Origin of the sequence: Termitidicoccus mucosus, assembly GCF_038725785.1 — a bacterium.
Classification (GTDB): domain Bacteria; phylum Verrucomicrobiota; class Verrucomicrobiia; order Opitutales; family Opitutaceae; genus Termitidicoccus; species Termitidicoccus mucosus.
Genome location: NZ_CP109796.1, coordinates 6,115,812 through 6,139,811, shown reverse-complemented (window position 1 = coordinate 6,139,811; position 24,000 = coordinate 6,115,812). Strand labels below are relative to the sequence as shown.

Below are 24,000 nucleotides of genomic sequence, written 5' to 3'. Positions count from 1 at the left end.
ATGGAGGCCAAACTAACTTTCTCCACGACCGTGACCTATGGCGACGTTGACCGCAACGAGGTGCTGTCGCTGCCGGGGCTTTTCAGGCTGTTGCAGGAGGGCGCGATCAGGCACGCCAACCTGTTCGACGCGGGCACGCGGGCGAAGGAGACGCGGGGCGAATCGTGGGTGCTGAACCGCATCGCGGTGTCGGTGGCGCGCCATCCGCGCTACGAGGACGCGCTGCGCGTGGAGACGTGGTCGTCGGGGATTCGCGGGTTTCGCGGCTACCGTGAATTCCGCGTGTTTTGCGGTGACGCGCCGGTGGCGTCGGGCTCGTCGTTGTGGCTTTATGTGAATCTGAAAAGCAAGGCGCTTGTGCGGGTGCCCGGGGATATCCTGGAGGTGTTTCCGCAGGACGGCGACGGCGGGATTTTCGAACCGGAACTGGAACGGCTCGCGCTGCCGCCGCCGGGCGCGGACGCGGCGGCGGTGGAGGTGTCGGTGCGCTATTCCGATGTCGATGCCAACAACCACGTGAACAACACGGCGTATTTCGATTTCCTGCAAACCGCGCTGGCCCGCGCGGGGTTCCCCACGCTCGTGAAAGCGGTGCGGGTCAGGTTCGCGAGGGAAATCCCGCCGGATGCGCCGCGCGTCACGGTGCGCCTGGAAAAGCAGGGCGGCGGCAGCGTGCCCTTCAGCGTGGAAGGCGGCGGCGAGGTGTTCGCGCAAGGCATGGCGCTGTTGTAGGAGCGGGAATGCCGCCGCGCTGTTCAAGATGGCTTGCGCGATGAGGCGCGGGGGCTTTCCTGTTGCGCATCTCCCCGCCTCCGCATGGCCCGGTCAAAACAAAGAAAAAATCCTCTCAAGATGAATCTGCGCCGCCTGCTGGGGTGCGGCGTGTTCCTGCTGGCGGCGGGCGCGGGGATTTTTACCTGGCATCACTTCGCGCCGCCGGAGACGCGGGAGAAAATCGAGGCGGTCACGCTCGACGCCATCGACCTCGCGCGCGAAAACCGCTCCGCGCCCCGCGAGCTGGTGTTCTGGCTGGACATCATCGCCGACAAAATCCCGCTCACCCGCGGCAAGGTCGTCGAGCCCGGCGCGGCCATCGAGGCGGACGCGATGGTGCTGGGCGGCACGCCCGCGGCGCGGGAGAAGCTGGTGTTCCTGGAAAACAAGGGCTACCTCGCGGGCTACGACGAGCAGCGGCGGAACCCGGCATGGGTCGCCTACCGGGTTTTCCCGCCAAAATACAAGGCGGCGGCGCGCCCGGAAAAATTCGAGCCCGACCCGCGCACGCGCGCGAAGGTGGACGCCTCGGCGTATACAAATTCCGGATACGATCGCGGACACATGGCGCCGAACCACGCCATCGCGGTCTGCCACGGCCCGGAGGCGCAGCGCGAGACGTTCCTGATGACGAATGTGGCGCCGCAACTGCACGGGTTGAACGGCGCGCTCTGGAAGGCGCTGGAGGAGCGCGTGCTCGACCGCTACACGCGGCGCTACGGCGACGTGTGGGTGGTGTGCGGTCCCGTTTACGAAAAAGGCAGGGAGCCGCGCCGCATCGGCGAAAACGTGGCCGTGCCGGACGCGTTTTTCCTCGTCATCAGCGAGCGCGACGAGCAAAGCGGCGGCCTGCGCACCCTGGCGTTTCTGGTGCCGCACCGGGAACTGCGCGCATCGGAGGACCCGTCCAAATACCTCGTGAGCGTGCGCGACATCGAGGCGCGCGCCGGGCTGGATTTCTTCCCCAAGCTGCCGCGCGCGGCGCAGGACGCGCTGGAAACGGCGGCGGCAAAACGGGCATGGTGAGAATTGCGCGGGTGTCCCGGCGTCGTCGCCAGCGGCACCGCTCCAAAAAGGAGTGCGGGCATTCCTGCCCGCGTTTCGCGGACAGGAATGTCCGCGCTCCCGTAATCACAGCAGCGTGCCTTGGTCGCCGGCCAAGGGCTTCAGTCCGATGGCTTGGTAGCCTTTGGCGGTAAGGACGCGGCCCTGCGGCGTGCGTTGCAGGTAGCCTTCCTGAATCAAAAAGGGCTCGTGGACTTCCTCCAGCGTCTCGGCCTCCTCGCCGACGGCGACGGCGATGGTGCTCATGCCGACGGGTCCGCCGCGGTAGTTTTCCGCCATGATGCGGAGCATGCGCTTGTCCATCTCGTCGAGGCCGGCGGCGTCGATTTCCAAAAGTTCCAGCGCGGCGGAGGCGACGGGCTGCGTGATTTTGCCCTTGGCGCGCTCCTGCGCGTAGTCGCGCACGAAGTTGATGAGGTTGTTGGCCACGCGCGGGGTGCCGCGGCAGCGGGTGGCGATTTCGCGCGCGCCGGAATCGTCGAGCGCGACCTTGAGCAAGCCGCAACTGCGCTTGATGATGCCGGTGAGCGTGGGCACGTCGTAGTAGTCGAGGCGCGTTTGCAGCGTGAAGCGGGAGCGCAGCGGGGCGGTGAGCAGGCCGGCGCGCGTGGTGGCGCCGACGAGGGTGAACTTCGGGATGGAGAGGCGGACGCTGCGGGCGTTGGGCCCCTGGTCGATCATGATGTCGAGGCGGAAATCCTCCATGGCGGAATAGAGGTATTCCTCGACGGTTTTCGGGATGCGGTGGATTTCGTCGATGAAGAGGATGTCGCCCTCCTCGAGGTTGGTGAGGAGGCCGGCGAGGTCGCCGGCCTTTTCGATGACGGGGCCGGAAGTGACGCGGACGTTTTTGCCCATCTCGTGGCCGAGGATGAAACACAGCGTGGTTTTGCCGAGGCCGGGCGGACCGCTGATGAGGATGTGATTGAGCGGGTCGCCGCGGCGGCGGGCGGCGCCGACCATGACCTGAAGGCGCTCGACGGTTTTGGGCTGGCCGGTGAAATCGGAGAAGGTGAGCGGGCGCAGCGCGGCCTCGGCGGGCGAGACCGGCGCAGCGAGTGCGTTGGAAATATAGCCTAGGCCTTTGTTGGGTTCGGGTGCGGGCATGGTTGAAGGGCGTCAGGAATATGAATTCACGGGGCGGAAATATTTTGAGATCATGGGCGGGGCTTTTGTCCCGCTTGGTGATACGGCGTCAGCGCCACTCCACCTCGGCACCGAGGGCCTGGAGGTTTTCGACGAAGCGGGGGTGGGCGCGCTTGATGGTGTCGGCGTTTTTCACCACGCTGCGTCCGGGAATGCTCGCGGCGACCATGTAGAGGGCGATGGTGGCGCGGATCACGTAGGGGGCGTCGACGACCGTCGGGCGCAGCGGTTTGCCGCCGAAGACGAGGATGCGGTGCGGATCGCTCACCATGACGTGCGCGCCGAACTTCGCCAGCTCCGGCATCCAGGAAAAACCGTTTTCATAGACCTTGTTCCAGAAATGAATCGTGCCGCGCGCGCGCGTGCTGAGCGCGATCATGAGCGGAAGCAGATCGACCGAGAAATACGGCCAGGGCGCGGCTTCGATTTTCGGGAGGAGATTGCTGGTGTAGGGCTCCTCGATGACGAGGGACTGGTTGCGGCGGACAAGCGCGTCGCCCCCCTCGTGCTCGATGACGACGCCGAGTTTGCGGAAGGCGCGCGTGATGAGGTCGAAGTGCCGCGGAAGGGATTTTTTCACGCGCACCTCTCCGCCGGTGATGGCGCCGAGCGCGAGAAAGGTGACGATCTCGTGGTAGTCGGTCTGGATGGTCGCGGCGGCGCCGGCGAGGCGCGGGACGCCGGTGACGCGCAGCATGCTGGTGCCCGCGCCTTCGATGCGCGCGCCCATCGCGGAGAGAAACGCGCAGAGGTCCTGCACGTGCGGCTCGCTGGCGGCGTTGATGAGCGTGGATTCGCCGTCGGCAAGCGCGGCTGCCATGAGGAAATTTTCCGTCACGGTGACGGACATGTAGTCGCACCAGTGACGGTTGCCCTTGAAACCGGCGGGGAGCGCGATGACCAGCGGCTCGCCGGCGTCGATGACGGCGCCGAGCTTGGCAAAGATCTCAAGATGCGGGTCGATTTCGCGGACGCCGAGGGAGCAGCCGGTGGCGTTGGCGGAGAGGGTGATTTTTTTGAGGCGGCGCAGAAGCGCGGGGTAAAGGAGCACGGTGGAGCGCATGTCCTGCGGAAGTTCGTGCCCGTCAACGGTAGCGGCTGGACGAAAGCCGGAGTGATCGAGGCGCATGGTGCCGGCGGCCTTGTCCCAGTCGATGCGCGAGCCTTGGGCGGTGAGGAAGGCCACGATCTTGTCGAGGTCGGTGATGGCGGGGACGTTGTCGAGGCGCACGGGTTCATCGGTGAGGAGCGAGGCGCACACGATGGGCAGGACGGAGTTTTTGTTGCCGGACGGAGTGATGGTGCCGGAGAGCGGTTTGCCGCCGTTGACGATGAGGTCCATGAGAAGGAAGTAACAAGTGACAGGTAACAAGTGGCAAGCAACCAAGTAACAAGTGGCGGGGGCGCGGAGAGTTTTCGGGGCACAAAAAATGCGGAACGGCAAGCCGTTCCGCATGAGAGAAAACGCAACACGGGCCGCGGGGCGGCCCGCGTGTTTCAGCGTGGTTTATGACGCGGCCGAGTCGCCGGAGGAGCCGCCACCCTCGGACGGGCGGTGGCCGCCGCGCTCGCCGCCTCGGTAGCGGCTGTTGCGTCCGCGCCCGCCGCGCTGGCGGTGGCTGTAACCGTCGCGGGGATTGTCACGGTGGTTGCCGCGCGGGCGGTCATCGCGGCGTTCGCCACGGAAGCCGCCGCCGTCGCGGTCGCGGTCACGATTGCGTCCGCCTCGTCCGCCCCGGCGTCCTTCACGACGGCCCTCGCGGCGTCCGTCGTCCGAACGGGCGGGCGTGTCGGCTTTGACCGTGTCGTCGGAGCCGCCGAAGAGGCTTTTCAACCAGCCGAAAAAGCCGCCGGATTTCTTCGGGGCGGGCTCGATCGCGGATGCTGCCGGCGCGGAGTCGGCGGAAGCCTCGGGACGGGGCTCCCGTTGTTCGCGCGGCGCGCGTTGGTCGCCATAGTCGCCGCGCTCGCGGTCGCGGTCGCGTCCGCCGCGACGGCGTTCACCGCGATCCCGGAACGCGTGTTGGTCGCGCCTTTCGCCGGACTGGCTTTCGGGCCGGAAGACGGGCCGGTCGCTGCGGAGCGAGGGATGCACCGAGGTGTCATCGGTCGAATCAGCGGGCGTGGAAGCGTCCCAATGCTGGGCCGGGCGCGGCTTGTCCACGGGGGGGAGGATCTTGAGCTCGGCTTTTTCAGGCTCGCCGACCGAGGGGATGGCGGCGGGAACCGATTCGGCGGCGGCATTGTCGGCGGGCTGCTGGCTGGCCACGGCGGGGGCGGTGGCTGCGTGGGGAGCCGGCGCGGACGCGGGCTCGGGGGGGCGGACGGGGCTGGCGGCAACAACAGCGGGAGCCGGGACCTCGGCGGGCTGCTCGGGGGCGAACGGATTTTTATATTCACGCTCGGCGGTCACGATCTGGATCGTCGTGGGCGTGTAGTCGCCGTTCGCGGCGGTATTGCTGTTGCTGGTAGTGGCGGGGTGGAGCGCGCGTTTTCCGCGGGCGAGGCCGGAGCCACGGCTGGTGCCGAAGGCTGGGGCCGCAGGGGCGGCGACGTCAGCCGAGGGGGCGACGGGGACCGCGGGCGCAGAGGGCGCGTTGGTCGCGGCAGGTGCCACTGGGGCGGTGCCGGACGTTTCTGTATCTGACATGATATATGTGTTTTATGTTTGTTAAGGCGCTCGCCGGGGTGGCGGCGCGAGGTTGTATTGGTTTATGGCAGCGAAGCGCGAAAAGGCCGCGCTCGACGCATGCAATCGTGAAAACATCGCGGCGAGGTTGCATTTACGCAACTGTAAATCTTTGGCAGCGCCCGGACAGTCGAAAATTTCTGGATGCCCGGCGAGGAATGGGTTGATGGCACGCACGGGACCGCGCGTGATGCCGCCGGACGGACGGAAGCATCTCCCTGTGCGCGCTTTGATTTGGCTCGTCAAAGATCCGATCCTCCCATCGCATGTCGTTTTCATCATGCGCAAAAGCAAAGATCCCGACATCATCGAACTCACCGCGAAGAAGCCCGTTTTCTCGTGGGCGATTGTGTTTGGGTTCATCGCGGCGTGGGTCGTCACGCTCGTGCTCGCGATTCTCCTGCGCGCCTCCGTCGTGCGGCTGCTCCTGCCGCTTATCGCCGCGCTGTTCGTGATTTACCTCGGCGTGTGCACCATTCTCTACCTGAAAAACAAAAAATAACACCAACACCATATCCACCTCATGAAACAACTCATCATCGCGGGCGTGGCCGCCCTTGTGCTCATCATTGCCAGCGTGCTTGTCGTCACCATCACGACGGTGGAGGGCAACCAGCTCGGAGTGAAGGAAACCTGGGGCGGCGGCGTCGAGGCGACGCCGCTCCAGCCGAAGACCTATGTGCTTGTCCCTGGCTTCACGCAAAAGGTGTTCAAGTATGACATGTCGTCGCAGGTGTTCGTGATGAACGACAAACCCGACTACACCTACGGCGAGGGCCGCTCGAGCGACAGCTACCTCGTGCAATCCTCCGAGGGCCAGGACATGCGCATCTCGCTCAGCGTGCGCTGGCGCCGCGACCCGGCGCACGTCGTTGACCAGCACAAGACCGTGCGCGACGCCGTGGAGGAAAAAATCCTCCGCCCCGAAATCATGCGCATCGTGAAGGACTGCGCCACCACCCGCACCGCGCTCGACGCCTACTCGGGCGAAGGCCTCGTGAAGCTCCAAAGCGACATCTCCGCCGCGCTCATGTCGCACAATTCCGAAATGTATAAACGCGGCATCACCGTGGAAAACTTCGTCATCGAGCACATCGGCCTCGACCCCGCCTACGTGGAGCAAATCAAGGCCCGCCAGGTCGCCGTGCAGGAACGCCTGCGCGCCATCGAGGAAACCCGCGCCGCCGAGGCCCGCGCCGAGCGCGCCAAGGCCGAGGCGCAGGCCGCCTACGAGAAAGCGGTCGTGGACGCGAAACGCGACAAGGAGGTCGGCATCCTCTCCGCCGAGCGCGAGGCCGAGCAACAGGTCCTCGCCGCGCAGGCGCAGGCCAAGCAGGTCGAACTCGCCGCCGAGGCCGAGAAAAACCGCATGGTGCTCAACGCCCAGGGCGAGCAGACCTCAAGCCTGCTGCGCGCCGACGCCATCACCGCCATCGGCAAGGCCGAGGCCGAGGCGACCCGCCTGAAGCTCGGCGCCTACGCCGCGGAAGGCGCGGACGCGTTTGTGCGCATCGAAGTGGCGAAGTCGATGAGCGGCGCGTTTCAAAACATCTCCGGCTACCTGCCGCAGGACATGAAGATCAACCTCCTGAGCGATTCCTTCCTGCGCGCCATCGACTCCGTGATGAGCGGGGCCGCCGCCGGACCCGCGACGACACCGGCCCGGCGTTGATAGCCTCCAATGTAATTTTCTGATTCCTCACCATTTTCGATGCCGGTTGCAGGAATTTTTAAGCCACGCAGGCACGGAGCCAAGAGGAAGTTTTCAGTTCCCAGAAAAACAACGACGCGGAAACGCCCGGCTGAAAACTGAAAACCTCCCTCCGAACTCCGTGCATTCCGTGGTGATACCATTTCCGAACGAAATTTATTTTTAGGTAGGGCGAGGCGTCCCGCCGAGCCGTTGCTGACCCACGGCTCGGCGGGACGCCTCGCCCTACCTTGATAAGTCTATAAAGGGTTGGAAACTGGTATTAAATCTCTCTTTTCAGCCATTCAAAATAGCGAGGAGCCCCAAATTTATCCGAACTACCGGCATCATTTTTTCAGCGAATCCTCGCCATCGGTGAGCCATTCGAGATTCAGACGGGCGACGGTCATGTAGCGGGTGTTATATACATTGTCCGACATATGGCCGTGCTCATACATGCAGAGAATGGTGCCGTCGGAAAGCATGGTCAGGTCGGAATAGGCGGCCCGGCCGGGCTCGAGCACCTTCACGACCGGCCAGGTCTCGCCGCCGTCGTAGCTGAGCTTGAAGGTGAGATTTTCACGGGCGCGGCCTCCCCACTTCACCAGGCGCCTGGTCTTGCCGCTGCTGTCGGGATTACAGAGCAGGATGCGACTTTTGCCGTCCTCCCTGCCGGAAAGGCGCAGCACGCTGGCGAAACAGATCGGCGAATAGAGCGCGTCGTTCAGCTTCGGCCTCGACCAGTCGGTCGCGCCATCCTTGCTGTGCGAAACCGAGATGCGATAAGCATTGTCCTCGTTGCGGATGAACAGCAGCACGCCGCCGTCGTCGGCCTCGACCGCGACGGTTTCGTTCATGTTTTTTAGCGTGTCCGGCACAATATCGCCGCAGTGCCACGTCGCCCCGCTGTCATCGCTGTATATGACCGAGGTCACGGACGGACGATGCGCCTTGCCTTTGCCGGAGGGATTCGGCTCGCCGGGGCAGAGCCACACGGGAATGACGATGCGTCCGTTTTTCATTTGCAGGCCGTGCGCGGGGCCCGGCGCGATCACGCTCCATTTGTATTTTTTCTGGAATCCGCCCAATTGCGGCGTGATGTCCACGGCCTTGGAGAAGGTTTTTCCACCGTCGGCGCTCTCCATGTGCCAGATGCGTTCGTAATTGGTTTGATACAGGAAGTGGACGACCTGCTTTTTCGCGTCCCAGATGGCAACGGGATTGTCCACCACGTTCTCTCCGTCCTCGACCAGGACTCGCGCGGGCTCCCAGGTTTTGCCGCCGTCGGGGCTGCGGCGCATGAGCAGGCGGATGACCGCCCAGTCGGACACGGCGCTGCGCGCGGAGGTGATGGCGAGCACGCTGTCATCGGGCAGCGCGAGGATGCAGGGAATGCGAATCGAGCGGTATTCGCCGTCAGGCGTGACCTCGAAAAGGTTCTCTTTTTCCACCAGCGCATCCTCCGTGCCGGGTTTCGCGGCCAGCGTCGGCGCGATGGAAAGCAGCATGGAGAGGAACAATGTAATTATTGTTTTTTGTTTAATCATGACTTGACGGGGAATATTATTTTGGGGGCGTCGCGGAACGGTATCAAGCGGCACAACCGGAGCAATCCCCGGTTTCTACGCAAGCACCCGGGCAGGCAAAACATCATAGCCAAGGTATTGTTCATGAACCATGCGGGAGCACGCCGGTCATGTTTTTGCAACCGGGCTGTTTCCCGGCGGTTTGTCTGGCGTGCCCGATGAGGAAATCCACCAAGACCGGAGGATCGTCGGCGGAAACAAGCGCGGCGGGCGAGAGCAGCAGGATTTTTTCGGAGAGGTTCTCCCCGCAACCCGTCTTTCCGCCCCACCCTCTTTGGCGCCGGGCAGCCTTATTGCTCCTTTTGCCTTGCGGATTGGCTGAAAGCGGTGGTCCACCCTCTTGATTTTTTCTTCAAGACCAGACGCTTTATGTTTTGCCGGGTATTTTCGTTTTCAATGACGAGGGGCTCCTTTTGAAAGAGAATCGACTCGCGCTCATGCAAAGCATCCTTGGGAATAATCAACTCGAAGCCCCTTATTTCACCCGGGGATACATAAAACGATTGGGCAACGACAATCATGTCGTCATCCATCCGCGAAAGATGGGTCGGGTAGGACAGCGTATCGGCGGGCAACTCGCGTTTTTGGACCAACTGGATGAACGAATCGAATGCCTTGGCAATATACGGCTCCTCCTGCTCGGTATATTGGAGCGGCTTGCTTGCAGGGGCGGATTGACCCGCAAAGGCAGGCGCGAAGAGCATGGTCAGAATAAAAATTAAGAGACCCCTTGCTTTTGACCGGGCGGAGTCGCTGCGACATGGGAGGCGCGGGAAGGTGAAATCCATGGTTTGCATTAAATTCAATCGCTAAAATATAAATATATATTATTTATTTATCAGACCAGTCAATAAGTTACTATTTTTATAATGCTTATCAATAATAGGCAAAATAACAGCATATGACGGTTCCCAGCTAGGTTGAATGGCAGAGAAGAGAGATTAAATCACGGAGGGTACGGAGTTCGGAGGAAGGTTTTAGTTTTCAGCCGAGCGCCCCCGCGACTCTGTTTTCCTGAAAATTGAAAAGCTTCCTCTTGGCTCCGTGCCCTCCGTGTCCGTCGTTTAAAAGTTCCTGCAACAGGCATCGCAAACAGCGACGGACCTCGCAATTTGATCGACCAACGTGGCCGCATGGGATCGCCCGGATGCAGCTCAAAGTGGAGTCAAAGCATGATGCGAGGGAGTGGGCGATACCGCGGCAGCGAGCGCAGCGCAGGCGATGCGGCGGCTTCGCGCGTTTGGCGATTTTTACTCCTGCCCGGCTTCAGCGTGGAGAAACATGTATAATTCTCCCGCCAGCTTTCCGCCAAAGCCTTCCACCTTCGATATTTCCTGCTCCCCGGCGGCGCGGAGCCTTTCCATGCTGCCGAAGTGGGCGAGCAGCGCGGCCCGGCGGACGGGACCGAGACCGGGGAAATCGTCCAAGACCGATTCCTTTATCTTTCTGGTGCGGAGATCGGCGTTGTAGGTATTGGCGAAACGATGGGCTTCGTCGCGGAGGCGCTGGAGCAGTTGCAGGCCGGGATGGGTGAGCGGCAGGTTCAGCGGGGGTCGGGCGTCGGGGAAGATGATCGTCTCGTGTTTTTTCGCGAGGCCGATGAGCGCGGGCGGTTCAAGCCCGAGGGCGACGAAGGATTTAAGCGCGGCGGCGACCTGGCCGCGCCCGCCGTCGATGACCACGAGCTCAGGGAACGGTTTCTGTTCGTCGCGGAGGCGGCGGTAGCGACGTCCGACGACTTCCTCCATGGCGCGGAAATCGTCGTTGCCGGTGAAGGATTTTATGCGGTAGCGGCGGTAGTGGTTTTTGTCGGGGAGACCGCCGGCGAAGTGCACCATGGAGGCGACGACGTAGGTGCCGGAAATGTGGGAGATATCGAAGCATTCCATGCGCGCGGGCGGCGCGGGGAGGCCGAGGGCGGCGCGAAGGGCTTCGAGGGCGGCGGGCGCGTCGCCGGCGGGAGGCGGGAGAGGCTGCTCGCGCTCGAAGCGGCGGGCGGGGGCGAGGGTTTTTTCGAGGGCCTGGGCGATGTCGCGAAGCTCGGCGGCTTTTTCGAATTCCTGTTTCGCGGCGGCAGTCATCATCTCGTCGCGCAAGGTGGCGAGCCATTCGCGGGATTTGCCCTCCAGGAAGTCGCACGCGTCGAGGGCGCGTTGTTTATATTCGTTTTCCGATACTTCGTTGGCGCGGCCGTAGATTTCCTGGCGGATGTCGTCGTAGAGCTGCCAGCGTCCGTCGGGCAGTTTTTGCGGGGCCGCGTCGGCGAGGAGGATGCCGAACTGGCGGCGCATCTGGGCGAGCGTCTTGCGGAGGAGGCCGGAGTGGGCGAAGGGGCCGAAATAGCGGGAGCGGTCATCCTTGCGGAGGCGCGTGAGGCGGAAGCGGGGGATGGGTTCGTGGAGATCGACGCGGACGAGGAGGAAGCGCTTGTCGTCCACGAAATCGGTGTTGTAGCGGGGCTTCCATTGCTTGATGAGGCGGCCTTCGAGGAGAAGCGCCTCGGGCTCGGAGCGGACCTCGATGGTGTCGAAGTCCTCGATCAGGCCGATGAGAGCGCGGATTTTAGGCTGCTGCACGAGGGCCCGGCGCGACGGGGTGAAGTAGCTGGAGACGCGTTTCTTGAGATTTTTGGCCTTGCCGACGTAGATGATGCGGCCAAGGCGGTCTTTCATGAGGTAAACGCCGGGTTTGCCGGGAAGCCGGCGAACTTTTTCCTTCAGCGTGAGCGGGGCGCCGTCGCCAGCGGGCGAAACGGCGGACGGCTTATCTGGAGGCTGTGTTCGCATTTTTAAAAAGTTTAACTTATTTTTTTGAAGTTATGGGCGTTCTTGGAGAAAAGAAGCAAACCACGAAGACATGTAAACCCATTCCTTATGACTCCCAAACACACTCGGATCGAATTGCTGACGCTGGGCGATGAGCTGCTGCTGGGGTTGACGGCGAACAGTCACCTGACGTTTGTCGGGGCGCAACTCGCGCGGCGCGGGCTGGCGCTGGCGCGCAACGTCACGGTGACGGATGACGCGGAGGTCATCGCCCGCCAGTTTGCGGAGAGCTGGGCCGCGGCGGACGTGGTCATCACGTCGGGCGGACTGGGGCCGACCTGCGACGACCGGACGCGCGAGGCGGTGGCAGGCGTGCTCGGGCAGCGGCTGGTGTTCGACGAGGGCGCTGCGGCGGCGATCCGGGAGCGTTTTGCGCGGATGAGGCGCGAGATGACGGAGAATAATTTGAAGCAGGCGATGCGGCCGGAGCGCGGGGAGCTTTTGCCCAACCCGAACGGCACGGCGCCGGGAATATGGGTGGAGCAGGACGGCAAGGTGCTGTGCATGCTGCCGGGGCCGCCAAGCGAATTGCAGCCGATGTTTGTCGCGCAAGTGCTGCCGCGACTGGCGGCGCGCGGGTTGCTGGCGGAGGGCGAGGCGTATGTGCAGGTGCGCACGGCGGGCATCGGCGAGTCGCTGCTGGAAACGCGGCTCGCGCCGGTGCTGGCGCGGCACGGAGACGCGCTTTCGGTGGCGTGGTGCGCGCATTTGGGCGCGGTGGATTGCCGGCTGAGTTCGCCGGACGGGCGGATGGGGCGGATGGAACTGGAGGCCCTGGCGCGGGAGTGCGCGGCCCTGCTGGGCGATGATTTTTTGTGCTTCGGGCACGATTCGCTCGCCAAGGTGACGGCCGACTTGCTCCGCTCGGGGGAGCGCATGCTGGCGGTGGCGGAGACCGCGACGGGCGGAATGCTGGCGAATTGCTTCGCGGAGGTGTCGGGCGCGGGAAAGTTTTTTGCGGGCGGCTGCGTGTGCTACAGCAACGAGTCCAAGATGCAGTTGCTCGACATTCCGGAGGACATCCTGATCCAGCATGGCGCGGTGAGCGGGGAGACCGCGGTCGCGATGGCAACGGGCGCCGCGGAACGGCTGGGCGCCGACTATGCGCTGTCGATCACGGGCGTGAGGGGAGACAGCAGCGTCCCGGCGGGCGAGGCGATTTTCATGGGGCTGTATTCACCGAAAGGGGCCTGGGCGAAACAACTGAGTTTCCCGGGATCGCGCGAGATCGCGAAGCAGCGCGCGGTGAATGCGGCGCTGGACTGGCTGCGGCGGGAATTGCTGCGGACGCGGTCGGCCTCAGGGCTGGAGGCGGGCGCGCCCTCGATGCGGATGTGAGCGGGAAGTTTGAGCTTTGAGTTGAAGTTTTAAGTTTCAGATCGAAATACCGTCTGCCGGCTCCAACTTAAACTATTTCGCATTCAAATGCATAATAATGGAAGGACGCCCTCCAATGCGCGTTTTTGATAAAACAAATGGTATAGTATTTTCTCTCAACCTTGGCCCAAATGGTAGGGCGAGGCGTCCCCGCCGAGCCGCAGCTCAGCCGGAGGCTTCGCCCTACCGGCGCTGCCGCGCCAAGGTTAAATGAAAACACTATAAATTCCCGGCTCAAACTTGTTATACGAGAAGGGCGATTTGTTCGCCGGGGCCGTGGACACCTTCGATAAGGATGCCTTCCACGTCGGCCGTGCGCGAGGGGCCGGTGCACCAGATGAGATTGGGATCGTCGCCCAGGGCCGCGACGGCATCGGCAAGGGTGGCGTGGATTTGGTCGCGGGTAAGCGTGGCGACGTGCACCCAGGGGGCGAGCGCGGCGAGGCGGCTGCTGGTCGTGGTGTCGGAGAGAACGAGCGTTCCGCTCTCGGCGATGGCGGCGGCGGCCCGCGTGATGCCGAATTCGTAGTCGTCAACCCGGGCGCGGTCAAAGGTGGTCTCGATGGTCAACCCGGCGGCGGCGAGGGCGGGCTCGAATTGCGGGAGGAGCGCGGGGTCGCAATAGCCGCGGGTGAGTTTTTTTTCGCGAAGCCACGCGGCGAGGGCGGCGGGGCCGCCTTCCATCGGCGTGCCGTGGACAAGGCGGGCGCGGGCGGAGAAGGCCGCCCAGAGATCGGAGCCGGGCGCGAGTTGCGGCGCGAGCGCGGGAGAGACGGCGACGGTGTCAGGAAATTCCGGATACGCGGCGCGCTGCTTGAGCGGAGCGAGGGCGTCGCGGACGCGGGCAAGAATGGTTTCGCGGGAGGACATGGGCAGTGTTCGAAAGACTTTTTATTTTGAACAGAAGGAAACGAAGAAAACAAAGAAGGCGGATTTTTAAAAAGATTTTGGGCCGGGCGGCTCCTCGTTTATATATGATTAATTTAAGGTTATTTATTTTGACGGAATTAACTAATTTTAAGGGTCAACAGGATTGGTTTTTAATTTTGTTAATCCTGTCCAAATAATAATCCTCTTTGTTGTCTTTGTTTTCTTCTGTTCAATGTTTTTGGCGGTTTTTCATCCATTTGCGGAATTTGCCGCCGCGCCATGCAGGGAGGCCGCGGGTGCGGACCCAGGTCTTGCCGGCGGCGGGCATCAGGAAAGTCGGGACGAGCGGGGCCATCACGCCGGCTTTCATGGCGGTTTTCCAGAGGAAGGGACTGCTGGCCAGAATCGCGAACTCGCCCATCGGCGGCGAGGCGGCGAGCGCAGCTTCGCTCTTTTCCTGTTTGCCGCGGTCGCGGAGGCGGAGGAGGAGATCGGGAATGGGGATGTTGACTGGGCAGACCTCGTTGCACGCACCGCAGAGCGTCGAGGCTTTGGGGAGGTCGGCGAGTTCCGGGAAACGTTTCCCGGCGAGGAGCGGGGTGAGGACGGCGCCGACAGGGCCGGGATAAACGGCCCGGTAGGCGTGGCCGCTGGACTGGCGGTAGATGGGGCAGACGTTGAGGCAGGCGGCGCAGCGGATGCAGCGGAGGATTTCCCGGCAGTTGCTGGCGAGGACTTCGCTGCGGCCGTTGTCCACGAAGATGACGTGCATTTGTTCGGGGCCGTCGGGCTGGCCGGGTGATTTCGGCCCGCGGATGAACTCGGTGTAGGAAGTGAGCTGCTGGCCGGTGGCGGAACGGGCGAGGAGGTTGAGGAAGAGGGCGAGGTCGCGGTCGCGGGGGAGGATTTTTTCGATGCCGACCAGGGCGATATGGATTTTCGTGGCGGCCAGACAGAAGCGGGAGTTGCCTTCGTTGGTGACAAGGACGATGCGGCCGCTTTCGGCGGAAACGAAGTTGGCGCCGGTGAGCCCGATGTCGGCGGCGAGGTATTTGTGGCGGAGGTGCCGGCGGGCGCGGCGGGTGATGGTGGTGGGATCGTCGTCGTAGGCGCCGAGGCCGTTTTTCTCAAAGGAGGCGGCGATTTCGCGGCGGTTTTTGTGGATGATGGGCTTGACGATGTGCGAGGGGTGGTCGTGGTCGATCTGGATGATGAATTCGCCGAGGTCGGTTTCGAGGCATTCGAGCCCCTCTTTTTCGAGGTAGGGGGCGAGGCCGATTTCCTCGCTGACCATGGTTTTCGCCTTCACGATTTTGGTGGCGTTGTTCTCGCGCATGATGCGCAGGACGTGGGCGCAAGCTTCCTCGGAATCGACAGCCCAGTGGATTTGCGCGCCGTTGGCGGCGAGGCGGTCGGCGGCTTGCGGGAGGTAGGTATCGAGGTTTTCGACGGTGTGCTGCTTGATGTCGCCGGCGAGGCGGCGGAGCGCGTCGGGCGCGGTGTAACTGGTGGTGAGGGCGCGGAGGCGGGCGTCGTAGCCGGACTTCGAGCCGTCGTAAACCGCGGCGCGTTTGTCGGCGGCGAGCCTGGCGGCGAACTGGTCGATTTGCTGGTGTTTCACGGAAGAAATGCGGAATGCGGATTTTGGAATGCGGAATGGGGGCGCTGCCGCGCCAGTGGACTTTCTTGTTACTTGTTACTTGGCACTTGTTACTTTTCCCGCCCGGCACTTGTCACTTCCGACGCGCGCAGCGCGTCGCGCAGGAGTTGGGCGATGTGCATGGTCTTGATGGGGCGGCCGCCTTTCGCGGCGAGGCCGGCGAGGCTCATGAGGCAGCTTTGGTCGATGGAAACGATGAGGTCGGGCTCGGTGGCGAGGATGTGGTCGAGCTTCAGGTTGCCCATGGCTTTCGAGATGTGCGGGAAGGTCACGGAAAACGTGCCGCCGAAACCGCAGCACTGCTCGGGTTCGCCGAAGGGGACGACGGTGAGTCCCGCGATGGAATTGAGGAGCGCGAGCGCGGCGGCGCCGGTGGCGGTGCCGCGCGAGTGGCAGGAGCGGTGAAAGGCGATTTTGGCATCGAAGCGGCCGGGCCACGTGGTGACACCGAGGGCGTTGACGATGTAATCAACAAGTTCCCAAGTGCGTCCGCCGACCTGCCGGACGGCGGGAAGATCGGGATCGTTTTCGAAGGCGAGCAGCGAGCCGTGAAACATCATCGCGGCGCATGAGGCGGACGGCACGATGATGGGCTCGTCGCCGGCAAAGGTGCGCACGACGTGCCGCATGACTTTGCGCGCGGCGGGCCAGTCGCCGGTGTTGAAGGCGGGCTGGCCGCAGCAGGTCTGTGCCTCGGGAAAGGCGACGCGACAGCCGAGGTGCTCGAGCACCTCGACGGTGGCGATGGCGGTGTCGTCGAAGACGGCGTCGCACAGGCACGTGGCCATAAGCTGGACGTTTTTTCCGGTGGGTCGATTGGTGGCTGGCGCGGACATGATGGCGGCGTTGGTGATGCGGAAAGCAGGGCGCGGAATCGGGAATAAAGATAGATTTATGATTGAAGTCGCGCAAATAGAAAAAACAGGCGGGCGCCGAAACGGTCGCTCATCGCGGCCCGAACAGCAATTGCAGCACCGTGTCGAGATCGTCGCCTGCGCGCCACTGGCCGCGCGTTTTCACGGCGAGGGACTTGCAGCGCCATTTTTTTGCCAAAGCCTCGTCAACCGCCAGCACGCGCGCCTCGCCCGGCTTGTAATCCGCCAGTTCGTGCGCTTGCAGCGGCGTCCAGGCGAAGGGAATCCCGGTTTCGTTAAACGCGATTTCCCAGCCACCCACCCCGTCCGCCGCCTGCACCGGCGTGGTGCGCAACGACGGATACCGCTCCACAAAATCCGGCATCCGGCTCCCGCTCGCGATGCGCAGGCGCACCACCGGTTTCATCTGGCGAAAATAATCCTGAAAATCCGCCACGCCGCCCGCGCGCAGGCACCGGTAAAAATCGAGCGGATCGAGCCCCATCAGGTTCAGGCCGTTCCAGATGCCGTGCATGTTGGGGCTGCCGAATTTTTGCGCGTCATACCAGCGCTGGAAATCCCGCGCCAGCCACACGCCGATCTCGAAATGCAGGTGCGCGCGCGCCTTCGGGATGGCGATCACGCTGGAGCTGCGCCCCATCGTGGCGATGCGCTGGCCGCGCGCGACTTCCGTGCCCGCCGCCAGCCCCGGCTCGATTGCGCGCAGGTGCGCGTAAAGCGTGTAAACCGCCGGAGTTTCGCCCGGATGCTCGATCACGATGTAACGTCCGTAGCTGCTGTTTCCCGGCAGGGTGCTGACATGCCGCACCACGCCCGGCATCACCGCGAAAACCGGATCGACCGGCTCGCCCTGCCGGTCGCGTTTCAGCGGAAACAAATCGATCCCCTCGTGAAACCGGGTGCCACCGTTGCGCACGCCTCCATACAATCCCGACTCGACGATGCCCGAGGCCGTGGGCTGGATGAACGCCTCGATGGGTTTCCCGTCGAAAAAGGCGGTGTTCGGCGTGGGCCAGACAATCTCGGTGCGCCCCGCCAGCAAGGTTGCCGCGAGAAAAAAAGCCGCCGGGAAAAAACAAGCGCGCGCCGGTTTCATCCCGTCAACAAAACCGGCGCGGCTGCGATTGTCCCGCAAAAACCGACGGAAGTGGCGGGTCGGGTGACACGGGCGACTCGCCCGTGCGCATATCGGGATTACCGGGCAATTATGATTTCCCGAAGAGGTCCGATAAACGCCGCCCTACTCTTCCGGGAGCGACACGACCATGATGTTGAGCGCCTTGCCGTCGGTGAGCAGGCCGGACTGGATGGCGACGCGCTTGCTATCGGGGCTTACGATCGGATGCGTGTGATCGGGGCGCATTTTGTGGCCGGTGGTCAGCAGCGTGCGTTTGCCGGTTTCGCGGTTGATGGCATACACGCTGCCAAGGAAGGTGTCGCCGACCGCCCAGCGTCCGTCGGCCGAACCGTTGCAATGCCAGAAGCCGCCCTTGGTGCCGTTGGGCATGTCCTCCTCGACCTGGCCGAGCAGTTTCATCTCGCGGGTGCGGAGGTTCACGACCGCGATGCCCGTGCCGTGCTCGCGCAGGTAGGGCAGGTGGCCCATGATGTTGAACAGCAGCTCGTCGGGGCCGGCGACGGTCTCGTGCGTCACCCATTCGTCGGGCAACTCGGCGTAAACGGGGCGGTTGTTGGTGCCGTCGGCGTTGACCGCCCAGATGCGGTTAAAAGGCGGGGGCACGTCGCCGCCGGTCTCGTGGCAGTAGATGATTTCGCCGGGCGTCCACGGGTTGGCCTGCATGTGGCCCATGCGGAGGTCAACCGTGATCACGTCGCGGATTTTTCCGGTCGCGATGTCGATGGCGCGGATGGCGCTTTTGCCCTTACCGGCCTCGGTGAAACGCTGGCGCGCGGCCTCGCGGGTCTCGGTGGGGTCGGTGTTGCGGTTGTCGATCGCGCGGTTGCCCTTCGCGTCGCGCGCGGTCTCGGCCTGCTGGCGCGGCGGCGGCGCGGGACGCCAGAGGCTGACGTTCCAGTAGAGCGTCTTTTCGTCGGCATCGAGCGCGAAGCCGCCGCCTTGCGCGTCGTCGGGGAGCGTGACGACCACGCGCTCGTAGGTCTCGGGGGCTTTCACCTGGCCGGCGAGGCTGTCGGCCAAAAGCGTGTCGAGGTTGAGTTCGACCACCTGCGCGGGCTGCTGGTCTTTGGCCGCGCCGTCCTCGGTCGCGCCCGGGCGGCGCGGCGGCGGACCGCCGCGCTTGTAGAAGAGCTTCATTTCCTTGCGCGAAAGATTGATCGAGCCGCTGTCGGTCACGGGATTGTCGGTGAGCTGCACGATGTCGCCGGTGACTTCGTTGACGACGAAGATCTGGCCGCTGCCGGCGCGCTGCGAGCGGAAGATGATCCACTTGCCGTCCGACGTCCAGGTGTCGTGGGTCTGGTAGGGCTTCGAGTCGCTGAAGGACGAGGCCGTCAGCACCGTGACGGTGCGTCCGGTCACACGGTCAACGAGGGTGTGTTTCTCGGACGGATAACGTTTGCCGACCGCGGACGAGGCCGCGCCGTGCGTGAGCGGAGCCACGAGCGCACACGCGACGGCAGACAGCGCGATTTTGAAGAACGCGGAGATAAGGGGGAATTTTTGCATGATGATTCGGGTTGGGAGAAAAGACAGGACGTGACTATGCGCGCTTGGATGTAAAGGATGGCGGGGTTTGTTTTCTGACAGTTTGAAATTCCGCGTCCTCCCGCGCGCCACCATCCACCGCCCATCATGCCCGAACTCGCCGAAGTCGAATTTTTTCGCAAACGCTGGAATCCCGGCGCCGGCCAAGCCGTCGTCCGCGCGCTGCTTCATCCGCACGCCGGGGTGTTCAAGGAAAGCGCGACGCCCGCGCTCATCCGCGAGCGACTGGCCGGCGCGGTGCTGCTTTCGTCCGAGGCCGCGGCCAAGCAGATGATTTTCCGTTTCAGCGGGGACGGCTGGCTGGGCATCCACCTGGGCATGACCGGGGAGCTTTCCGTGCAACCGCCGAACCACGCGCCGGGCAAACACGATCACCTCGTGCTCGCGCAACGCGACCGCTGCCTCGTGTTCACCGATCCGCGCATGTTCGGGCGCGTGCAGTTTTCCACCGGCGCAAGCGCCCCCGCCTGGTGGACGGGCATCGCCCCGGCGATTCTATCGCCCGCGTTCACGGCCGAGTCCGTCGCGGCGTTTCTCAAGCGCCGGGCGCGCGCGCCGGTCAAGGCTGTGCTGCTCATGCAGGAACGTTTTCCCGGCATCGGCAACTGGATGGCCGACGAAATCCTCTGGCGCGCGGCCATCCATCCGCGACGCGCCGCCGGCTCGCTCGACGCGGCGGAGATTCGCGCGCTGCATCGCGAGTGCCGCCATGTCTGCCGGCGCGCGCTCGCGACCATCGGGGAAACATTCGCCGATCCGCCCCGCTCGTGGCTGTTTCCGCATCGCTGGGAAGACGGGGGCCGCTGCCCGAAAACCGGCGTGCCGCTCGTGCGCGAGGAGATCGGCGGGCGCACCACCTGCTGGTCGCCGGGCCGCCAGCGCGAGCCGTAGAGCGCCGCGCGGTCCGGCGTTTCTTGCCCTTGCCTCAATGCCGCGCCCCGGCCACGCTCGGCGCAACTTCCACGCAGTCATGTCCAAATCCAAACCCGCCGACCACGCCACCGAACCCATGCTGCCGCGCCCGGTGCGCGAAATCAAAGCCCTCGGCACGGCCGACACCGGCCGAGTCTTCCACTCCGTCCTCCTCATCCGCCGCCTCTCGCTCAAGACCGCCTCGAACGGCAACCCGTTTCTCAGCCTCGAATTCGGCGACCGCACCGGCAGCTTCACGACCAACGCCTTCAGCGACCATCCGCAATTCGATGCGATAAAAACGCTGCCCGAGGGCTCCGCCGCGCGCATCGAGGCAAAACTCGATTTCTACAACGGCCGCCTCTCGCCGAAGCTCGGCAAGGTCACGCCGCTCACCGAGGCCGACCTCGCGGCCTCGCCCGGCCTGCTCGAAAACCTTGTCGAGGCGCCGCCCGAGAACCCCGACGCGCTCTGGACCGAGTTCAACGCGTTCATCGATGACATCAAGCACGACGAGCTGCGCATGACCGTGCGCGGAGTGATCGAGGAAATCGGCGAATCCTTCCGCGTGTCCGCCGCCGCCGTCGCGATGCACCACGCCTACCGCCACGGCCTGCTCGAACACACCACGCACATGGCGCGCGCCGCGCAGGCGCTTTTCCCCGTTTATCCCGAGGTCAACGCCGACCTCGCGATGGCCGGCATCCTCGTGCACGACACGGGCAAGACCATCGAATACGAGGGCGCGCTCTCCGCCCGGCGCGGTCGCAAGGGCATCCTGCAAGGCCACGTCGTGCTCGGCTACCAGCTCGTACGCAAGCACGGCCTGAAGGCGCGGCTCGACGCGGATTTGCTGGAGCGGCTCGAACACATCGTGCTCAGCCACCAAGGCGAGCCCGCGTGGGGCGCGGCCATCTACGCGGCCACGCCCGAGGCGGTGTTTGTCTCGATGGTGGACAACCTCGACGCCAAAATGGGCATGGTGCAGCGCGCCCTCCGCCAAGCCGCCGATGGCGAAGAATTTTCCGAACGCCTGCCCGGGCTGAACTCGCAGGTGCTGCTGACGCCGCCACATACCGCGCAACCAGAGAAGACGGTGGAATAATACCATTTCTCAGTCCTTTACAGGCTTATCAATATCAAGGCAGGGCGAAGCCTCCGTCCGGACCGTTTCGTCCGTCGCACCAAGCCGTGGCTCGGCGTGACGCCTCGCCCTGCCTGAAGGGCCGTCTTCTTTCCATGGTCTGATGACTTTCTGACGTTGCCATCAGTCCTTTCCCGCGCGTTTCCCGGCGCCCCGCTCCACCGTCTTCACTACTTCGCGCACGATCGGCATAAACGCCTCCGCCGCCGGCCGTGTGTGCACGCCGTAGAGGTTCAGAAAACCCACCTGCCGCCTTATCCCCGGCCGGGCGATGCGCACCACCGCGCAGCCGGCCAGCTCCCGGTCCCGCCCCCACAAGGCCGACGTCGGCACCAACCCCGGCCCGCCGCATTCGCCCACCGTGCGCAGCAACACTTCCACCGAACCGAGCTCCATCGCGAACCGCGGCACCCGCCGCGCCGCCGCGCACGCGTTGAGCATCAGCGTCCGCGTGCCGTGTCCCGGCGGCAGCGTCAGCAACGGCCGCAGCAGCACCTCCTCCAGCGGCACCGAGTCGCGGCGGGCCAGCGGATCGTCCTCGCGCACCACCACGACCAGTTCCTCTTGAAAGAGCAGTTGCGCCCGCAGGCTGCGCTCGCCGGTCGGCATGTAGCCGATGCCCACCTCCACCGAGCCTTGCACCAGCGCCGCCTCCATGTCGTCCACCGACAACTCCAGCAACCGCACGCGGATCTCCGGATGCTCCGTGTGAAACCGCGCCACCGCCGCCGGCATCACCCGGTGGGAAAGCACGGGCAGCGCCGCCACCGTCAGCGAGCCGCGTTTCAGCCCGCTCAGGTCGTCGAGCGACTGCCGCAGGTTTTCCATCTCACCCAGCACGCGCCGCGCATAGGGCAGCAGCATCTCGCCCGCCGGCGTCAGCCGGCACATGCGCCGCGCCCGGTGAAAAAGCGGCGTGCCCAGCTTTTCTTCGAGCTGGTGTATCTGCTGCGAAAGCGTCGGCTGGCGCAGCCCCATGACCGCGGCCGCGCGCGTGAAGCTTCCCGCTTCCGCCACCGCCCGGAAATAGAGCAGGTGGCGCAGTTCGACCGAATCATACAGGATAGACGGCATCTATGGATAGGATAGGCAGACCCGCTTCCTAGCTGGTATCGTGCCTGCTGATTCAAGGAGGGACTGAAAAAACGTCATTCTCCTATGAGCATCACCAACACGACACGCCAACTCAACCGCCGCGACTTCATGAAGCTCGCCGGCGGACTCACCGCGGGACTCGCCTTCACATCCTCATCCTTCGTCTCCCGCGTCCACGCCCAGACGACCTCCGGCCGGCGCGACGACGAGCTCAACATCCTCTGCTGGGAAGGCTACAACACCGAGGAAGTGCTCGGCCCCTTCCGCAAGGCCTTCCGCGGCATCAAGCTCAAGGCCGAGTCCGGCACCGACGACCCGAGCATGATCAACAAGCTCCGCGCCGGCGAACTCAAGGTCTGGGACCTCATCAACCTCAACCAATGCTGGGCGCGCGAGCAGATGTGGCCCGAGAAACTCATCGTGCCGCTCAACCAGGAGCGCTTCCTGCCGCATCTCGAAAAGATGCTGCCCTACTTCTACGACAAGAAAAACGGCGTCAACCCCTTCGCCCTCTCGCCCGACGGCAAGGACCTGCTCGGCATGATCCAGCGCTTCGGCCCGTTCTCCTTCGTCGTCAACACGAAGAAAATCTCCCGCGCCACCGCCGAGGACCAGGGCTTCCCGCTGTTCCTCGATCCGAAGCTGAAAAACCGCTACGGCGTGCTCGCCTACGACAACTGGAACGTCATGCACCTGTGCTTCACCGCCGGCTTCAGCCCGTTCAAGACGCACACGCCGGAGGAAGTTGAACTGTTCCGCAAAACCGCGCAGCAACTCTTTGCCAACGCGAAGATGATCTCCGGCGACCTCGTGCAGCTCAACCAGGCCCTCGTCAACGGCGACATCGACTGCTACTTCTCCGGCGGCAACTACACCGCGTCCACCGCCCGCCACGAAGGGTTCTCCGAAGTGCGCGGCATCTCCCCGCTCCGCGGCCCCGTGGACGGCAAGGGCGCCATGCAGTGGTTCGAGCTCACCTCGCTGGTCAACAACCCCGACCTCAGCCCGCGCGCCGCCGACTTCCTCGAATTCGTGCAGAAGCCCGAAATCTGCAAGGCCGTCGCCTTCGCCGAAGGCACCTTCAATCCCGTCTCGCAGATGGCCCAGCCCGGGGTGTTCGCCAAGTTCAGCAAGCAGGAGCTCGACGCCATCCAGTGGGACAGTCTCGAGGAGGAGATGTCCCGCAGCGTGGACTACCAGGTCGTGCCCGACAACGACCTGCTCACCTCGATCTACAACGAGGCCAAACGCACCCGCACCTGATCGGCGCCGGCGGTGGCGGAATCAAGAACCAAGGAAACTTCTATAAATTCATTTTAACCGCGAAGGACGCGAAGCGCGAAGGATAATAATCAAATCACGTTATATTATTTATATTATATCATTTGCGAATGAAAACCACGCTATGGAAGCCGTTAATGGTAGGGCGAGGCGTCCCGCCGAGCCGCGAGCGGTTCACACGGCTCGGCGGGACGCCTCGCCCTACCTGAAGTGTGATTTCTGACTGCAAATGGTATTATCAAAACAGCGGTTTGTTTTCATGCCTTTCTTCGCATCCTTCGCGGTTATTTTTAGATCCTCCCTTAAAATTCAAGAATGGGAGTCA

20 protein-coding genes are annotated in these 24,000 nt (G+C 63.8%); 8 read left to right on the top strand and 12 right to left on the bottom strand.

Annotated elements, in window-relative coordinates; translation table 11 throughout:
* Together OH491_RS21460 and OH491_RS21455 are read left to right on the top strand one after the other, a co-directional pair.
* Positions 1–732 (top strand): acyl-[acyl-carrier-protein] thioesterase, encoded by a 732-nt coding sequence (locus tag OH491_RS21460; protein ID WP_068772500.1) that lies wholly within the window; start codon positions 1–3, stop codon positions 730–732.
* Positions 733–852: 120 nt separating this feature from the next.
* Positions 853–1,800 (top strand): DNA/RNA non-specific endonuclease, encoded by a 948-nt coding sequence (locus tag OH491_RS21455; protein WP_334319638.1) that lies wholly within the window; start codon positions 853–855, stop codon positions 1,798–1,800.
* Between the two features lie 105 nt (positions 1,801–1,905).
* Here OH491_RS21455 and ruvB read toward each other — a convergent pair whose 3' ends face one another.
* The 3 genes from ruvB to OH491_RS21440 all read right to left on the bottom strand — a co-directional run bounded on the left by ruvB (position 1,906) and on the right by OH491_RS21440 (position 5,635).
* Entirely contained in the window at positions 1,906–2,946 is a 1,041-nt protein-coding gene (gene ruvB, locus OH491_RS21450) for a Holliday junction branch migration DNA helicase RuvB (protein ID WP_068772502.1), read from the bottom strand.
* 88 nt (positions 2,947–3,034) lie between these two features.
* Positions 3,035–4,327 (bottom strand): UDP-N-acetylglucosamine 1-carboxyvinyltransferase, encoded by a 1,293-nt coding sequence (locus tag OH491_RS21445; protein WP_068772503.1) that lies wholly within the window; start codon positions 4,325–4,327, stop codon positions 3,035–3,037.
* Positions 4,328–4,492: 165 nt separating this feature from the next.
* Complete coding sequence (locus OH491_RS21440; RefSeq protein WP_342750678.1) at positions 4,493–5,635, bottom strand: hypothetical protein; 1,143 nt, start codon at positions 5,633–5,635, stop codon at positions 4,493–4,495.
* 319 nt (positions 5,636–5,954) lie between these two features.
* On the opposite strand from OH491_RS21440, the gene OH491_RS21435 reads away from it, so the two are divergent.
* A complete protein-coding gene (locus tag OH491_RS21435; protein ID WP_145929055.1) occupies positions 5,955–6,176 on the top strand; it encodes a hypothetical protein in 222 nt (73 codons plus the stop codon).
* A 21-nt stretch (positions 6,177–6,197) separates the two neighbouring features.
* A complete protein-coding gene (locus tag OH491_RS21430; RefSeq protein ID WP_068772506.1) occupies positions 6,198–7,346 on the top strand; it encodes an SPFH domain-containing protein in 1,149 nt (382 codons plus the stop codon).
* 365 nt (positions 7,347–7,711) lie between these two features.
* Here OH491_RS21430 and OH491_RS21425 read toward each other — a convergent pair whose 3' ends face one another.
* The 3 genes from OH491_RS21425 to OH491_RS21415 form a co-directional block, all read right to left on the bottom strand.
* Positions 7,712–8,911 carry a sialidase family protein gene (locus OH491_RS21425; RefSeq protein ID WP_068772507.1) on the bottom strand — a complete coding sequence of 400 codons (1,200 nt, stop codon included), beginning with the start codon at positions 8,909–8,911 and terminating at the stop codon, positions 7,712–7,714.
* 329 nt (positions 8,912–9,240) lie between these two features.
* Positions 9,241–9,738, bottom strand: a complete 498-nt coding sequence (locus OH491_RS21420) for a hypothetical protein (RefSeq protein WP_145929056.1) — start codon at positions 9,736–9,738, stop codon at positions 9,241–9,243.
* Positions 9,739–10,200: 462 nt separating this feature from the next.
* Complete coding sequence (locus OH491_RS21415) at positions 10,201–11,736, bottom strand: excinuclease ABC subunit UvrC (protein WP_068772509.1); 1,536 nt, start codon at positions 11,734–11,736, stop codon at positions 10,201–10,203.
* An 87-nt stretch (positions 11,737–11,823) separates the two neighbouring features.
* On the opposite strand from OH491_RS21415, the gene OH491_RS21410 reads away from it, so the two are divergent.
* Complete coding sequence (locus OH491_RS21410) at positions 11,824–13,113, top strand: CinA family nicotinamide mononucleotide deamidase-related protein (protein WP_068772510.1); 1,290 nt, start codon at positions 11,824–11,826, stop codon at positions 13,111–13,113.
* A gap of 282 nt (positions 13,114–13,395) precedes the next feature.
* On the opposite strand, the gene OH491_RS21405 is transcribed toward OH491_RS21410, so the two are convergent.
* The 5 genes from OH491_RS21405 to OH491_RS21385 all read right to left on the bottom strand — a co-directional run bounded on the left by OH491_RS21405 (position 13,396) and on the right by OH491_RS21385 (position 19,204).
* Positions 13,396–14,022, bottom strand: coding sequence for a LutC/YkgG family protein (locus OH491_RS21405; RefSeq protein WP_334319640.1), 627 nt, complete (start codon positions 14,020–14,022; stop codon positions 13,396–13,398).
* 229 nt (positions 14,023–14,251) lie between these two features.
* On the bottom strand, positions 14,252–15,643 hold the full coding sequence (locus OH491_RS21400) for a LutB/LldF family L-lactate oxidation iron-sulfur protein (RefSeq protein WP_068772512.1): 1,392 nt from the start codon (positions 15,641–15,643) through the stop codon (positions 14,252–14,254).
* Positions 15,644–15,732: 89 nt separating this feature from the next.
* Entirely contained in the window at positions 15,733–16,518 is a 786-nt protein-coding gene (locus OH491_RS21395) for a (Fe-S)-binding protein (protein WP_068772513.1), read from the bottom strand.
* 109 nt (positions 16,519–16,627) lie between these two features.
* Positions 16,628–17,599 carry a M23 family metallopeptidase gene (locus OH491_RS21390; RefSeq protein ID WP_342750677.1) on the bottom strand — a complete coding sequence of 324 codons (972 nt, stop codon included), beginning with the start codon at positions 17,597–17,599 and terminating at the stop codon, positions 16,628–16,630.
* Between the two features lie 198 nt (positions 17,600–17,797).
* Positions 17,798–19,204 (bottom strand): TolB family protein, encoded by a 1,407-nt coding sequence (locus OH491_RS21385; protein WP_084442592.1) that lies wholly within the window; start codon positions 19,202–19,204, stop codon positions 17,798–17,800.
* A 126-nt stretch (positions 19,205–19,330) separates the two neighbouring features.
* Here OH491_RS21385 and OH491_RS21380 point away from each other — a divergent pair, with 126 nt between their 5' ends.
* Positions 19,331–20,134, top strand: coding sequence for an Fpg/Nei family DNA glycosylase (locus OH491_RS21380; protein WP_068772514.1), 804 nt, complete (start codon positions 19,331–19,333; stop codon positions 20,132–20,134).
* A gap of 79 nt (positions 20,135–20,213) precedes the next feature.
* On the top strand, positions 20,214–21,260 hold the full coding sequence (locus OH491_RS21375) for a 3'-5' exoribonuclease YhaM family protein (RefSeq protein ID WP_068772515.1): 1,047 nt from the start codon (positions 20,214–20,216) through the stop codon (positions 21,258–21,260).
* Between the two features lie 162 nt (positions 21,261–21,422).
* Here the strand turns inward: OH491_RS21375 and OH491_RS21370 are convergent, their stop codons facing one another.
* The gene (locus OH491_RS21370) at positions 21,423–22,373 is read right to left on the bottom strand and encodes a LysR family transcriptional regulator (protein WP_068772516.1); all 951 of its coding nucleotides are present in this window, start codon (positions 22,371–22,373) and stop codon (positions 21,423–21,425) included.
* 84 nt (positions 22,374–22,457) lie between these two features.
* Here OH491_RS21370 and OH491_RS21365 point away from each other — a divergent pair, with 84 nt between their 5' ends.
* On the top strand, positions 22,458–23,657 hold the full coding sequence (locus tag OH491_RS21365) for an ABC transporter substrate-binding protein (protein WP_068772517.1): 1,200 nt from the start codon (positions 22,458–22,460) through the stop codon (positions 23,655–23,657).
* Positions 23,658–24,000: the final 343 nt, after the last annotated feature.

Excerpts from the sequence above, each read along its gene's own strand:
- OH491_RS21460 (WP_068772500.1), top strand. The coding sequence starts at position 1 with ATGGAGGCCAAACTAACTTTCTCCACGACCGTGACCTATGGCGACGTT.
- OH491_RS21455 (WP_334319638.1), top strand. The coding sequence starts at position 853 with ATGAATCTGCGCCGCCTGCTGGGGTGCGGCGTGTTCCTGCTGGCGGCG.
- ruvB (WP_068772502.1), bottom strand. The coding sequence starts at position 2,946 with ATGCCCGCACCCGAACCCAACAAAGGCCTAGGCTATATTTCCAACGCA.
- OH491_RS21445 (WP_068772503.1), bottom strand. The coding sequence starts at position 4,327 with ATGGACCTCATCGTCAACGGCGGCAAACCGCTCTCCGGCACCATCACT.
- OH491_RS21440 (WP_342750678.1), bottom strand. The coding sequence starts at position 5,635 with ATGTCAGATACAGAAACGTCCGGCACCGCCCCAGTGGCACCTGCCGCG.
- OH491_RS21435 (WP_145929055.1), top strand. The coding sequence starts at position 5,955 with ATGCGCAAAAGCAAAGATCCCGACATCATCGAACTCACCGCGAAGAAG.
- OH491_RS21430 (WP_068772506.1), top strand. The coding sequence starts at position 6,198 with ATGAAACAACTCATCATCGCGGGCGTGGCCGCCCTTGTGCTCATCATT.
- OH491_RS21425 (WP_068772507.1), bottom strand. The coding sequence starts at position 8,911 with ATGATTAAACAAAAAACAATAATTACATTGTTCCTCTCCATGCTGCTT.
- OH491_RS21420 (WP_145929056.1), bottom strand. The coding sequence starts at position 9,738 with ATGGATTTCACCTTCCCGCGCCTCCCATGTCGCAGCGACTCCGCCCGG.
- OH491_RS21415 (WP_068772509.1), bottom strand. The coding sequence starts at position 11,736 with ATGCGAACACAGCCTCCAGATAAGCCGTCCGCCGTTTCGCCCGCTGGC.
- OH491_RS21410 (WP_068772510.1), top strand. The coding sequence starts at position 11,824 with ATGACTCCCAAACACACTCGGATCGAATTGCTGACGCTGGGCGATGAG.
- OH491_RS21405 (WP_334319640.1), bottom strand. The coding sequence starts at position 14,022 with ATGTCCTCCCGCGAAACCATTCTTGCCCGCGTCCGCGACGCCCTCGCT.
- OH491_RS21395 (WP_068772513.1), bottom strand. The coding sequence starts at position 16,518 with ATGTCCGCGCCAGCCACCAATCGACCCACCGGAAAAAACGTCCAGCTT.
- OH491_RS21385 (WP_084442592.1), bottom strand. The coding sequence starts at position 19,204 with ATGCAAAAATTCCCCCTTATCTCCGCGTTCTTCAAAATCGCGCTGTCT.
- OH491_RS21380 (WP_068772514.1), top strand. The coding sequence starts at position 19,331 with ATGCCCGAACTCGCCGAAGTCGAATTTTTTCGCAAACGCTGGAATCCC.
- OH491_RS21375 (WP_068772515.1), top strand. The coding sequence starts at position 20,214 with ATGTCCAAATCCAAACCCGCCGACCACGCCACCGAACCCATGCTGCCG.
- OH491_RS21370 (WP_068772516.1), bottom strand. The coding sequence starts at position 22,373 with ATGCCGTCTATCCTGTATGATTCGGTCGAACTGCGCCACCTGCTCTAT.
- OH491_RS21365 (WP_068772517.1), top strand. The coding sequence starts at position 22,458 with ATGAGCATCACCAACACGACACGCCAACTCAACCGCCGCGACTTCATG.